We start from the raw sequence: 12,468 nt of genomic DNA on the forward strand, positions 1-12,468 counted from the left end.
TTACTTTTTTTCTACTAAATCATGTTTAAATGCATAGATTGCAGCTTGTGTGCGGTCTTGTACATCTAATTTGGATAAAATATTACTTACATGTGTTTTTACTGTTTTTAAAGTAATGAATAGTTCATCCGCGATTTCTTGATTCGATTTACCTTCTGCAATAAGAAGTAAGATTTCATTTTCGCGATTCGTTAAATCATCATGTAGGTTTTTTTCTGGTTTAGCGGTTAGTCTTTGCATCATTTTACCAGTTACTTCTGGTTCAAGGACAGAGTCACCGCCGTATGTAGCTCGAATCGCATCGGCAATTTCACTCGCTGTCGAGGTTTTTAACATATAACTGCTCGCTCCAGCTTCGAGTGCCGGATATACTTTTTCATCGTCAATAAAACTGGTGACGATAATAATTTTTGCTTCTTTCCAATTCTTCATAATTTCTTTCGTTGCTTCAATGCCATCCATCTCATCCATAACTAAATCCATTAAGATAATATCTGGACGCAACTCTAAAGCCATATCAGCGCCTTCTCGGCCGTTTTCTGCCTCACCAACTACTTCCATGTCATCTTGAACAGAAAGATAAGCTGACACGCCTATACGTACCATTTCATGATCATCTACTAGTAAAACTTTTATCATTCGTTTTCCACGTCCTTTTTCGCAACAAGTGGGATTTTTATTTCTACGCTAGTTCCTCGTCCTTTAAAGCTAATTATTTTAATGGTACCACCAAATTCAGCGACTCGTTCACGCATATTTTGTAAACCGTAAGAACCTTGACGAACATTATCCATATCGAATCCTACGCCGTCATCAACTACTTTCATTACGGCTAAATTATCCATTGTCACTAAACGTACTTCTAATAATTTTGCTTTAGAGTGACGCAAAGTATTCGATAGTAATTCTTGCACTATCCGGAATAAATGATCTTCAATACCTTTTTGCAAATTAATATCTTCAATTTGCCATTCGACTTCGATTGGTAATTTGGTTGTTAATTCTTTTAATAATTGTTCTATACCCGTTTTTAATGATTTTCCTTCAAGCTGCGTTGGTCGCAAATGAAGTAATAGTGCACGCATCTCAGATTGGGATTCATTGACAATAGACTCTACCATTTTTAATTGCTTTTGCATGGCTGGAGTTGCACTTTTTTCGCTTTGCTCATTTAAGGCAGATAATAGCATCATCGCTGCGAATAATTGTTGACTCACAGAATCATGTAACTCGCGCGCAATCCGGTGACGCTCTTCTGACAAGATAGCTTCTTTCGTTTGACCACTTGATTCAGCGCGATCACTTGCAAGCTTTTGAGTCAGAATCGTTTGTGCTTTCATCTTATCACGCAAACGGTCGATTTGCTTATAGACTTGCTGTACTTCTAAAAAAGTTTCATCTTCTTCACTAGTAATCTTTTTTTCTAAATCGCCTTGTCCTAGCAGCCGAATCGAAAAGTCAATCGACTCAAACTTTTGCTTAACAAAATAGCCAAGTAAGCCGCCAATAATTAAACCTATCGAAATAGCTGTCAGCGGAACAAAGACGATAAAAGGAATGTAAAATATTTTTTGTTCAATTAAGATTTTATACCAAGAACCTTCACTGAAAAAATAGTATCCTACCGTTCCAATGGCCGTTGCAATAAGGAGTAACCCTGAGCAAACTACCATCATTAGTTTCGAAAAACTCATAACCTGATCACCTCTAAATCTCCGAAGATTACAGAAGTCATGATTTTCACTTTTCGTGCGGAACTTTCGTAATTATCTGAGTAGACCTTGATGCTATTATTTTGGATAGAGGTGCTTTCTTTATCATATTGGATATTTCCGAAAATCGCGGAGTGTTCGATACAAATGCCAATATCAAATGGAACGAGGATGCGAATTTTCCCGGATACACTGCGAATCATAATAATACTTTCGCCAGTTGGAAGCACCGTATTTCCTAGATCAAGAATCGTATCGCCTATTCCTGTTTGAATATTGATGTCATCCCATTCGTACACGACGTCTAATATCCGCTGATTACCAAACCACTGATTACGAATAAATTTACCCGTGCGATCAATTTTACTGTCTGGCTCTCTCGTTTTAAGCATTAATAATTGGGGTGCCCGCTTCCGGCTTATATAATGAATAATCGCATAAATACCTGCAACAACAAGTCCAACTTTAAAAGTAGTTGTTAACAGCACTGCAATAATGATAAATACGATACCAATAAATAGTGAGTTTTTTGCGCTTTTTTTCGTGGCACTTGCTTTCCTTGATGTAAAAATGAAGAATATTCCGAGTGCAAATAAAATGAGTAGTTCCCACTGGAATAACATCTCAAGACCAACACCAACAATAATCGCAATTAAAAATATAAAAACAACCGAGCTTTCCATTTTTTTCAAGCTGACACACCTCCTTAAGCCATTCTTTAGACAAAGTTATTTCTCGATTTTTCGCTACTTTGTACAGCTGTGTTTATTATAGCGATGATTTGCTAGTGGAAACAAACCGCGCTAGTTGGAACAATCTCTACTACTTTAGTCGGATGCCTCTTCTGTTAACTTAGTAATTACTCCATTTTCTTGTGTAATCCGTCTTGCTTTTAAAAGTGTACCAATTGCGCGTTTAAATTGTGCCTTACTAATTCCGAATTTAGCACGGATTGCATCTGGATCTGATTTATCTCCAAATGGCATTTCACCACCAACACTTCGTAAGTAAGTTAATATCATTTCCGCATCGTCATTTAATACTTCATGGGCTCTCCCACGTAACGATAAATTAAGTGAGCCATCTGGTTTCACTGCAATAACACGAGCTTTTACACGTTCTCCCATTCTCGGTTCTGCAGTCCGTTCACTTTCATGAATAAAGCCAATATGGAAATCATCTGTAAAGACAAAGGAGCCAACTTTAAGTAATCGATAAATGGTTCCTTCTACATTTTGATTAAAAAGATCTTGATCTGCACGAAGCGCAATTGCGCGGAATTGTTCTTCTTCAGCGAGAACCCCCCACACGCGATTTTCTTCGTCTACGCGAAGTGCAATCATCACTCGGTCTTCTTTTTTCGGCCATAAGTGTGGTAGTGCAGGCAAATCATCTAATGATACAACGACGTCTTTTTCGATACCAATATCCACAAAAACACCTAAATGTTTGCGTACTTCGGTTACTGTGCCCCAGCCGTAATGTCCAACTTGAATTTTTGGAATAATTGTTGTTGCGCGGATTTCTCGATCGTAGTCAACAAAAATAAATGCTGTTACTTCATCTCCAACAGCAAGTTCTGTTTCATGTGTATTCGATTTAGATAAAAAAACAGTCACTTCATCTTTCTCTAGGAGCCAACCTGTTTCTTTAATTTCTTTTACTGTCATTACTTGGCTTTTGCCAATATAGTTATTCATTTTTTTCCACCTTTATTTTAAGAATAGTCTTGTTTCATTATAGCGTATCTAGACTCGTAAGGCTACCTGCTACGTAGAATCAATCTTGGTTAATATGCTGCTTTAAAATATTGATTTTTTCTTTTAAAATGTCTTTTGCGAAATCATTCGTTTCTCTAGCTGCACTTCCGACGTGATAATCTGTATGATTTAGTGTTTCTTGAAAGATAGCAATATTTTCAGGTTTAACGCCACTTCCAACTAGAATTTTAAATGAACTTGGATTTTCTTTACTGTCATTTATCCACCGTTTAAGGCGTGGCAAAGAATCAAGTGCACTAGCTGTTCCACCTGAAGTTAATAATTGATTAATGTCTTGGCCGTATGTACGTAAAACTTGGTAGCTTGCTTCAATATCTTTTGTTGCTTCTAGCGCACGATGGAAAGTAAGATCTAAGTCACCTTTCCACTCAATCACTTTTTCTAGAAGCTCTTGATCAATGTTTCCGTCTTCCGTTATTCCACCATAAACGATACCTTTGACCCCAACTTCTTTTGCAAGTTCAATATCTCGTTCCATCACAATTCTAGCAGGCTCATCGTATACAAACGAAAAACTATGAGGGCGAATCATCATCATCGCCGGAAGTTTTGAAGCACGAACGATTTCTTTAATAGCACCGTAGCTAGGCGTTAGGCCACCTTCACTTATAGCGGAAACTACTTCCATTCTATTTGCGCCATATTTTTCTGCTAAGTACGCATCTCTTGGGTTTTGAACTATCACTTCTAACATTTATTTTCGCTCCTTTTTAATACTAATTACCTTCATTCTACCCTTTTAACACGCAAATGAATACTAAAAAATCCATGAAAAGAAAATTGGCTTCTCATGGATTTTGTGCTTATTATTTTAAATTTGTAGTAAATACTTCTGTTTTCCCAGCAACCGTATTTGGAGTTCCAGCGAATTCAAAATCGTATTTGCCTTCTGAACTATTAGTTACAACCATTGGTACCACTGTGCTTGCGGCATTTTTCTTGATAAAATCAAAGTCCGCTTCAACGATTGGATCGCCTACTTTTACTTTATCGCCAACGTTTACTAACACGTTAAAACCTTCTCCGTTTAATGATACCGTTTCTAAACCGATATGAACGAGAATTTCCTGCCCCATATCCGTGCGAATACCAAAAGCATGTTTCGTTTCTGCAAGTTGAATAATTTTCCCATCAACTGGCGCTACGATTGTGCCGCTTTCTGGTTTAATTGCAATACCTTCGCCCATCATCTTTTGATTAAAAACTGGATCTGGAACATCTTCTAACGCAATCAGTTGTCCAGTCACATGAGCAAATACGGTTTCATTTTTACTTTTTTTCAAGAATTTTTTAAACATCCATCTTCCTCCTAGCAAATTCATCAATTAACTATTATTTTACCTTTTTAGTGAAGAAAAGGCACGGAGAAAGTATCAAGTATAGCTTGAACTTCTTCATGCCTTTTCCAAAGTTTATTTACTTGTTTTTAAATCTTCAATGGAGTTAATGTTTGTCATGTATTTTGGAACTGCTAAGCCGATTTTCGCACCTTTTAAGTTCGGTCCTAAATCTTCAAACTTTCCTTTGTAATCTTTGTAGTAGATTCCGGAAGTGTTTGGTAGCCAAGCAGCGACCATTCCATCTGCTGCATCTGTTGCGACAGACGCCCACATTGGTTGAATTTCCATTGCTTGAATGGTTGGTTTATAGCCAACTTGTTTCAAAGCTTCTGCAACAACATTCGTGGAGGCAATTTCTGAATCCCAAGCTACATAAGTAAGCTTGATTTCATCGCCGTCTACTTTTTCCACGCCATCGGTCCATTTTGCTACTTTTTCTGGATTGTTTTTAATCCACTTTTTAGCAGCTTCTTCTGGATCTACTCCGTCATTAACTTCTAGCATTACTTCAGACATATCTTCAGCAGTCCAGAAGAAATTATCTAGCACTTTGTAGGCAGAAGGTTTTTCTTCTTTCAAACCTTTGCGGACAATTGTGTGGATATTTTCAGCGTTTCCAAAAACATTTTTAGGATCATCTAAAAATTTCAAGTCGAATTTTGTAAACATCCAGTGAGGTGTCCAACCAGTCACAACAATCGGGCGCTTATCTTTCATCGCTTTTTGTAGTGTACTAGTCATAGCCGCAGTCGAACTTGTTTGTAACTGCCAATTGTCATCATCTAAATGATAATCTTTAATCGCATTTTGTGTTGCAAGCATAATTCCTGCTCCAGCATCAATTCCTGTGATTGTATAATTGATTTGTTCGCCTAAATCTTTTTTCGCGTCATAAGGAGCAAGGGTTGTCCCGCAGGCTGCTAAAGTGAAAATAAGCATAGCCAAAACTGCGGTGGTGATTAATTTTTTTAGCAATCTACTCTCCTCCTTATTCTGATTTCGCTTTTTTATTGAAAGCTTGTGTTAGACGGTCTAGGATAATTGCTACGATAACAATCGCAATCCCAGCTACAAATCCGCCACCAGCGTCATTACGTCCTACTGCAAAGTAAACACGTGTTCCAAGTCCCATTGCACCAATCATCGAAGCAATTACAACCATGGAAAGTGCTAACATGATACTTTGGTTAATCCCAGCCATCATGGTCGATTTCGCCATTGGTAGCTGTACTTTCCAAAGTTTTTGCCAAGGTGTTGAACCAAATGAATCTGCTGCTTCAACAAGCTCAGTCGAAACTTGGCGAATACCTAGGTTAGTCATACGAACAGTTGGAGGCATTGCGAAAATAACAGAAGCAACTACCCCTGGAACCATCCCAATTCCGAAAAATGCTACGGCTGGAATTAAATATACAAAGGCAGGCATTGTTTGCATAAAGTCAAGCACCGGTTTAAAGATGCTTTCAACGATACCGCTTTTCGCCATCCAAATACCAAGTGGAACACCTATAACAAGTGCAATTAAACTACTCGTAAGAACAAGAGTCAGCGTTTGAGTCATATCACGCCAGAAATCTAAGTTCCAAATTAATAGTAAACCGACAACTTCAAAAATAATTAATCCCCATTTTTTTCCTTTGCGGTTAACCCAGAAAGTCCCAAATACTAGTAAAATAATAAATAACCATGGTGGAACTAAGTCGAATACCCATTGGAATGCATCAACAATTCCGCCAATGATATTTGTAATTACATTAAAAAATCCTTCAAATTGCGTTAAGCCATCAACTAATTTATCAATCCAACTAGCTAATGGAATCGTTGGAATATTAGGCATTAACGTTCACCTCGTTTCCAGAAAGTGCGGCCAGAACGGATCCGCGAATAATAATTCCTTTTAATTTTCCATCTTCAGTTACAGCAATTGGAATCGTTGTAGTCGAGATAGTATCCATTATTTCTGCAAGTGGCGTATCTGGACCAGTTGTCGGTACGTCACTGTGTAAAGCAGTTTCAAGCGAAGTAATATTTTCTTTTACAAGTTTAGATACTTCTGCTGCATGGACAATTCCCACTAACTCACGGTTACGCTTAACAACAAATACACTAGATGTTCCAGCTTCACGCATCCGTTTTAAAGCGACACGAGGGCCGTCTTTTTCAAAATTAACGATTTCTGGGCGTATCATTACGTTGCTCGCTGTATAAACTTTGGAACGGTCTACATCTTCAATGAATTTTTCTACGTATTCATTTGCTGGATGTGCCAGAATTTCTTCCGGGGAACCAGTTTGAACAACAGAACCATCACGCATAATCATAATGTGGTCGCCAATACGAAGCGCCTCATCCAAATCATGGGTAATAAAGATGATTGTTTTCTTCATTTTATCTTGTAAATCTAGTAGTTGATCTTGCATGTCTTTTCTGTTAAGTGGGTCAAGTGCTGAGAAAGCCTCATCCATTAATAAAATATCTGGATTGTTAGCAAGTGCTCTCGCAAGCCCTACACGTTGCTGCATCCCACCAGAAAGTTGGGAAGGATATTGTTCACCGTAACCAGCTAAACCAACAAGTGCAAGCGATTCTGCTGCATTTTTCTCACGTTCTTCTTTGTTCATCCCTTGAATTTCAAGCCCGTATTCAACATTACGGTTAATCGTTCTATTTGGAAATAAACCAAAATTTTGGAAGACCATACTCATGCTTTTTCTTCTAACTTCCAAAAGTTCTTTTTTATTTAAACTAGAGAGTTCTTTTCCGTCCAGCCAAATTTTTCCGCTCGTAGGCTCAATTAGACGGTTTAAAAGTCGTACCAAAGTTGACTTCCCACTACCAGAAAGCCCCATTATAACGAAAATTTCTCCTTCTTCTACGCTAAAAGATGCTTTATTAACACCAATAGTCGCCCCTGTTTCTTTCAAAATCTCTGTTTTCGATTTCCCTTGAGAAAGTAAAGAAGATGCTTTAGAAGCCTTTTTTCCAAAAATCTTCGTTAGTTCTTCCACTTTAATCTTGCTCAAAATAAAATCCCCTTTCTTTTTTAAATTGAATTATTTACTAGGCAAAAATTCGGCCCATATCACTTTTAAAAAAAGCAATAACATTTATCATTGTACACAAGTTTCACATTAGTTTCACATCATACAGTTTGATTTGCGCTATTTCGCACATTTTAGAAAGCGCCTCCATCTTACTATACGAATGGCTAGCGCTTTTTTAAATTTTTTTTAATAAAATTAACTTTTTTTGTTGAAAACGAATCTTTTTCAGTGAAAAATTATTTCTTATAACAGCATTTTTGTGAAATTTTTGTTAGAATAGAAAAGGACATTTCATTAGGAAGGGGGAGATGAAATGGATGGAGAACTTTCAAAGGATGTGGACCAGAAGATGAATTTACTCAAAAAGTGGTTCAGTTCTATTGACTGGGACCAATTTTGGAATCATATTATTTCAGTTGGAATAAAAATTGCCATTTTAATTGCTCTTTATTTTATTTTCCGCGTGGTTGGTAATAAAATTATCCGTAGTTTCTTCCGCAAATATCGGCAACAACAAGCAGTTTCTGTTGGGCGCGCGGATACGTTAGAAAGCTTAATTTCTAATTTTTACGGCTATGTTTTATTCTTCACTTTTGCGATTTTATTATTACAGAACTTTATGGATGTTACAGCGATTATTGCAAGTGCTGGGGTGGCGAGTTTGGCCATTGCCTTTGGTGCTCAAGGGCTTGTTAGTGACGTTGTGACTGGATTTTTTATTCTACTTGAACGTCAACTTGATGTTGGTGATACGATTACCATTGGACTAGTTAATGGAACAGTAGAAGCACTTGGCCTTAGAACAACACAGGTACGTGATTTTGATGGCACGCTTCATTTCATTCCTAACAGACAAATTATGGTCGTTAGTAATCATTCGCGCGGTAATATGCGTGTGATGGTGGACATTCAAATTAGTCCACATGAAGATCCGGAAAAAGCAATTAAAATTATTGGTGAGGTTTGTGACGTTGCTGCAAAAGAAAATAAAAATATCGTTGAGCCCCCTGTTGTATTAGGCGTACAAAACATTGACGCAACAAATATGATTATCCGCGTAGTTGGTAAAGCAGTGAACGGCGAGCAGTATTCTGTTCAACGTGACTTACTCAAAGATATTCGCGAAGCACTCGCAGAAAACGAAATTGAATTACCACTTAATTTTGTTAGCACATTCGGACCAAATAATAATTAAAAAGACGCCAATTCGCTCCTTTTGAGAACGAATTGACGTCTTTTTTATTTGCTTTCCAAAAAGTTCACTAATACATCAATTGCAAATGGAATAGCTTCTTCTTTTGGACTTAGTTTCGCGTGATGCAAACTGTACTCGGAATCCACGCCTAACCAAAACATAAACCCTTTAATTTCCGATAAAAAGTAACCAAAATCTTCTCCAGTCATCGCTGAACGAGCTGGCACATAGCTTTCTGGATATTGTTCTTCCAAAAAGTGGATGAATTCTTCTGTTTCAACTGGATCATTGTCCACTTGATAGTAATCGGATCCAGGATGGAATTCTACTTCACATTGGTAGGCTTCTTCCCATCCTTTTGCTAATTGTTTTAAACGAGTCCAAACGATTTCCATTGTTTCTGGAGAAAGCGTTCGAATCGTTCCATCCAAAAAGGCAGTTTCTGCAATAACATTTTGGATTTCTCCGCCGTGAATGCGTCCGATTGTTATAACCGCGCTATCCATCGGGTCAATGTTCCGACTAATAATAGTTTGCATTTGTCCGACAAAAGCGCTTGCCGCCACAACCATGTCATTTGCCAAATGTGGATAAGCCGCATGTCCGCCTTTTCCTTTAAATGAAATAAAGAGTTCTGAAGTGTTTGCGAATAGTAAGCCTGGTTTAATTGCGATTTGGCCGACTTTATATTCTGGTGCAATATGAAGACCATAAATCGTATCGGGGCGCCACTCGGAAAATTCAGCACTTTCCATAATCGGTTTTGCTCCGCCTGGCCCTTCTTCAGCTGGTTGGAACACAAATAATAAGTTATCTTTTGCCGGTTTACTTGCAAAATGTGTTAACACTCCAAGCGCTATACTCATATGTAAATCATGTCCACAAGCATGCATATTCCCAGCATGTTTCGATTCAAATGGCAACCCAGTCTCTTCCGTAATAGGCAGCGCATCAATATCCGTACGATAACCGATTGTTTTTTCAGGATTAGTACCTTTTACTAAAACTAAAATTCCTGTGCGCCATTTCTTTATTTCTAAAAACTCGTTTGGTAATTTGCTAATATAATCGAGTAAATAAGCTTGGGTTTTTAGCTCTTTATATCCTGTTTCAGGAATTTGGTGCAAATCACGTCGAATGGCAATAAATTCATTTAACATGGTGCTCTCTCCTTCTAAAAAAGGACTGCTCCGCCAACAGACGAAACAGTTCCCTTTGATTTTTAAAGTTGGCGAAGTTCTTGCATAATTTCTGTTTTAGAAGCTGTTTTCGCATCTAATTTTTTAAGTTCACGTGCAGGAATTCCCGCTACGACTGTTCCAGGAGCTACGTCTTTAGTAACAATCGCGCCCGCTGCTACAACTGCGCCTTCTCCAATACGTACGCCTTCTAAAACAACAACATTTGCGCCCACTACAACATTGTCTTCAACAATAACTGGTTGAGCGGATGGTGGTTCTACAACGCCTGCAAGGACGGAACCAGCACCAATGTGGCAGTTTTTACCAACAGTTGCGCGGCCTCCAAGAACAACATTCATATCAATCATAGTACCATCACCGATAACAGAACCGATATTTATGCTTGCTCCCATCATAATTACAGCATTATCGCCAATTGTAACTTGGTCGCGAATAACTGCGCCAGGCTCAATACGAGCGTTAATATTTTTCATATCTAACAAAGGAATAGCAGAGTTACGACGATCATTTTCGATAACGTAATCTTCAATATTCGCTTTATTTGCTTCTAATAGTGGCTCAACAACTGCCCATTCTCCAAAAATAGTTCCCGCATTTCCAGTGATAAATGTTTTTACATCACTAGGAAAATCGATTTTTTCTAGGTCCCCTTTTAGGTAAACCTTTACTGGTGTTGCTTTCTTGCTATTTTGAATAAAAGAAATAATTTGGTGCGCATCCATTTGTTCCATGAATTTTTGTCTCCTTCCGATATGTTCTGCTTTCTATTTTGCCATAGCTATTTAACTTGTTCAAGGAATTTATCTGTTATTTCTAAAAACGCCTTCACTTGCGGTAGACCAAGTGACTGTTCATAGGTCAATAAGTTGGTTTCTCGGCTTAAAATCGAGCCATCTTTTTCTCTTAGTGGTATTTTATTGATTTTGTCCGTATAGCCTAACATCGTCACTTCTGGCAAAATGGCAAAACCAATACCGTTTAAAGCCATTTGTCTAGAGGTTTCCATTTGATCCATCAACATAGCTTGGCGCGGCATCTTCCCGAAATTTCTTTGCCAGTAATCTTGAATCACTTGATAGTAATTCGAATCACTACGGAATTGGATAAACGGACGATTTGTCTGGAAAACTTCTTCAATTTTAGTGATTTCTGTATCAACTAAAACGAGTTTATCGTTAAATAAGGGTTTTTGAACACTTTTCCATGTCGAGTTTCCGCGTACAATACCTATATGGACATTACCAGCCGCTAATTGCTGGGTCACTTCACTGCTCCAACCAGTAACAAGGGAAATCTGGACATTAGGATAAGCACTTGCAAATGCCTTTAATACACGTGGCAACCACATTTGAGCCACAACGCTCGCACAAGCAATGCGCAGTGTCCCGCGAACGACGCCTTCCATTGCTTCTAGTTTTTCTTGAATGGTATGCTCGCGCTCAATCACGCTGGATGCATGACGGACAATGGCTTCTCCTTCAGGTGTTAGAAGCAAACCTTTTTGCGTTCGAATGAAAATTTTTGTATTCCATCTGCTTTCAATCGTTTGCAGACGCTGGGACAACGCAGGCTGACTTAAAAATAATTTCTCCGCACTTTTACGCATATTTAGTTCTTCTGCCAAACAAACAAGAAGTTCATATTCCGTTACAATCATCTATTTTCCTCCACCTGTAAATGAATATAACGATTGACTTGTTTTAAAACAACGCGTCTTGTCACAATTCCTTCAAAATGGTGGTCTTCATCTACAACACAAACAAAAGGATGATCAACAAGTAAGCGTACAATTCGCTCGTTATTATTAAAATCTTTAATCACCGGGAAATCCGTTTGCATAACATCTTCCACTTTTAAATCTTCTAGTCGTTCAAATTCAATCCGTTCGAGTCCGAGAATGGCATCTGTTATCATTGCTGCGCTAATTAATCCATGGAGTTTAAATTCAAAGTCTAGTACTGGAATAACAGAATAACCGCATTTCGTTAATACAAGTAGCGCATGTTCGAGATTATTACCCAGTTGCACGTGAGCTACTTTTTCAGCGGAAATCATTGAATCAGCTAGTTCATTGTCAATAAATTGTCCAAATCTATTAGAGATCATTTAGAATCTTCCTCTTCCTTGTATTTTCAAGCTCTGCGAAGTTCCTTTCAACTTTAAAAAAAATAAAACGAAACTTTTCCATCTCCTA

At 38.0% G+C, this 12,468-nt stretch carries 14 protein-coding genes; 1 reads left to right on the top strand and 13 read right to left on the bottom strand.

Annotation, left to right across the window (positions count from 1 at the left end; all coding sequences use genetic code 11):
* The 9 genes from AC4PG0_RS03280 to AC4PG0_RS03320 form a co-directional block, all read right to left on the bottom strand.
* The gene (locus AC4PG0_RS03280) at positions 1-639 is read right to left on the bottom strand and encodes a response regulator (protein ID WP_003736192.1); all 639 of its coding nucleotides are present in this window, start codon (positions 637-639) and stop codon (positions 1-3) included.
* Positions 636-1,694 (bottom strand): sensor histidine kinase, encoded by a 1,059-nt coding sequence (locus AC4PG0_RS03285; protein ID WP_003766331.1) that lies wholly within the window; start codon positions 1,692-1,694, stop codon positions 636-638. The genes AC4PG0_RS03280 and AC4PG0_RS03285 overlap by 4 nt, the downstream gene beginning before the upstream one ends.
* A complete protein-coding gene (gene liaF, locus AC4PG0_RS03290) occupies positions 1,691-2,404 on the bottom strand; it encodes a cell wall-active antibiotics response protein LiaF (RefSeq protein WP_003766328.1) in 714 nt (237 codons plus the stop codon). The genes AC4PG0_RS03285 and liaF overlap by 4 nt, the downstream gene beginning before the upstream one ends.
* A 135-nt stretch (positions 2,405-2,539) precedes the next feature.
* Positions 2,540-3,412: a CvfB family protein gene (locus tag AC4PG0_RS03295; protein ID WP_492167436.1), complete on the bottom strand. Its 873-nt coding sequence runs from the start codon at positions 3,410-3,412 to the stop codon at positions 2,540-2,542.
* Positions 3,413-3,491: 79 nt separating this feature from the next.
* The gene (locus AC4PG0_RS03300) at positions 3,492-4,187 is read right to left on the bottom strand and encodes a copper homeostasis protein CutC (protein WP_003761560.1); all 696 of its coding nucleotides are present in this window, start codon (positions 4,185-4,187) and stop codon (positions 3,492-3,494) included.
* Between the two features lie 112 nt (positions 4,188-4,299).
* Positions 4,300-4,791 (bottom strand): PTS sugar transporter subunit IIA, encoded by a 492-nt coding sequence (locus AC4PG0_RS03305; protein ID WP_045553421.1) that lies wholly within the window; start codon positions 4,789-4,791, stop codon positions 4,300-4,302.
* 114 nt (positions 4,792-4,905) lie between these two features.
* Positions 4,906-5,808, bottom strand: a complete 903-nt coding sequence (locus AC4PG0_RS03310; RefSeq protein WP_070753356.1) for a glycine betaine ABC transporter substrate-binding protein — start codon at positions 5,806-5,808, stop codon at positions 4,906-4,908.
* A 13-nt stretch (positions 5,809-5,821) separates the two neighbouring features.
* A complete protein-coding gene (locus tag AC4PG0_RS03315) occupies positions 5,822-6,670 on the bottom strand; it encodes an ABC transporter permease (RefSeq protein WP_003771275.1) in 849 nt (282 codons plus the stop codon).
* The gene (locus tag AC4PG0_RS03320) at positions 6,663-7,856 is read right to left on the bottom strand and encodes a quaternary amine ABC transporter ATP-binding protein (protein ID WP_010990716.1); all 1,194 of its coding nucleotides are present in this window, start codon (positions 7,854-7,856) and stop codon (positions 6,663-6,665) included. The genes AC4PG0_RS03315 and AC4PG0_RS03320 overlap by 8 nt, the downstream gene beginning before the upstream one ends.
* 370 nt (positions 7,857-8,226) lie before the next feature.
* Here AC4PG0_RS03320 and AC4PG0_RS03325 point away from each other — a divergent pair, with 370 nt between their 5' ends.
* Positions 8,227-9,072: a mechanosensitive ion channel family protein gene (locus tag AC4PG0_RS03325; protein WP_003740536.1), complete on the top strand. Its 846-nt coding sequence runs from the start codon at positions 8,227-8,229 to the stop codon at positions 9,070-9,072.
* A 44-nt stretch (positions 9,073-9,116) separates the two neighbouring features.
* Here AC4PG0_RS03325 and AC4PG0_RS03330 read toward each other — a convergent pair whose 3' ends face one another.
* The 4 genes from AC4PG0_RS03330 to cbpB all read right to left on the bottom strand — a co-directional run bounded on the left by AC4PG0_RS03330 (position 9,117) and on the right by cbpB (position 12,380).
* The gene (locus AC4PG0_RS03330) at positions 9,117-10,232 is read right to left on the bottom strand and encodes an N-acetyldiaminopimelate deacetylase (protein WP_003771273.1); all 1,116 of its coding nucleotides are present in this window, start codon (positions 10,230-10,232) and stop codon (positions 9,117-9,119) included.
* A 62-nt stretch (positions 10,233-10,294) separates the two neighbouring features.
* The gene (gene dapD, locus AC4PG0_RS03335) at positions 10,295-11,005 is read right to left on the bottom strand and encodes a 2,3,4,5-tetrahydropyridine-2,6-dicarboxylate N-acetyltransferase (protein ID WP_003729819.1); all 711 of its coding nucleotides are present in this window, start codon (positions 11,003-11,005) and stop codon (positions 10,295-10,297) included.
* A gap of 47 nt (positions 11,006-11,052) precedes the next feature.
* Entirely contained in the window at positions 11,053-11,931 is an 879-nt protein-coding gene (gene ccpC / locus AC4PG0_RS03340) for a transcriptional regulator CcpC (RefSeq protein ID WP_003761543.1), read from the bottom strand.
* Complete coding sequence (cbpB, locus tag AC4PG0_RS03345) at positions 11,928-12,380, bottom strand: cyclic-di-AMP-binding protein CbpB (RefSeq protein ID WP_003761542.1); 453 nt, start codon at positions 12,378-12,380, stop codon at positions 11,928-11,930. Before cbpB ends, ccpC begins: the two co-directional genes overlap by 4 nt.
* Between the last annotated feature and the right edge of the window lie 88 nt (positions 12,381-12,468).

The organism is Listeria sp. MAN/IMW/UF464, from assembly GCF_058683955.1.

Excerpts from the sequence above, each read along its gene's own strand:
- AC4PG0_RS03325 (WP_003740536.1), top strand. The coding sequence starts at position 8,227 with ATGAATTTACTCAAAAAGTGGTTCAGTTCTATTGACTGGGACCAATTT.
- AC4PG0_RS03315 (WP_003771275.1), bottom strand. The coding sequence starts at position 6,670 with ATGCCTAATATTCCAACGATTCCATTAGCTAGTTGGATTGATAAATTA.
- AC4PG0_RS03300 (WP_003761560.1), bottom strand. The coding sequence starts at position 4,187 with ATGTTAGAAGTGATAGTTCAAAACCCAAGAGATGCGTACTTAGCAGAA.
- cbpB (WP_003761542.1), bottom strand. The coding sequence starts at position 12,380 with ATGATCTCTAATAGATTTGGACAATTTATTGACAATGAACTAGCTGAT.
- AC4PG0_RS03285 (WP_003766331.1), bottom strand. The coding sequence starts at position 1,694 with ATGAGTTTTTCGAAACTAATGATGGTAGTTTGCTCAGGGTTACTCCTT.
- AC4PG0_RS03280 (WP_003736192.1), bottom strand. The coding sequence starts at position 639 with ATGATAAAAGTTTTACTAGTAGATGATCATGAAATGGTACGTATAGGC.
- AC4PG0_RS03330 (WP_003771273.1), bottom strand. The coding sequence starts at position 10,232 with ATGTTAAATGAATTTATTGCCATTCGACGTGATTTGCACCAAATTCCT.
- dapD (WP_003729819.1), bottom strand. The coding sequence starts at position 11,005 with ATGGAACAAATGGATGCGCACCAAATTATTTCTTTTATTCAAAATAGC.
- AC4PG0_RS03305 (WP_045553421.1), bottom strand. The coding sequence starts at position 4,791 with ATGTTTAAAAAATTCTTGAAAAAAAGTAAAAATGAAACCGTATTTGCT.
- ccpC (WP_003761543.1), bottom strand. The coding sequence starts at position 11,931 with ATGATTGTAACGGAATATGAACTTCTTGTTTGTTTGGCAGAAGAACTA.
- AC4PG0_RS03295 (WP_492167436.1), bottom strand. The coding sequence starts at position 3,412 with ATGAATAACTATATTGGCAAAAGCCAAGTAATGACAGTAAAAGAAATT.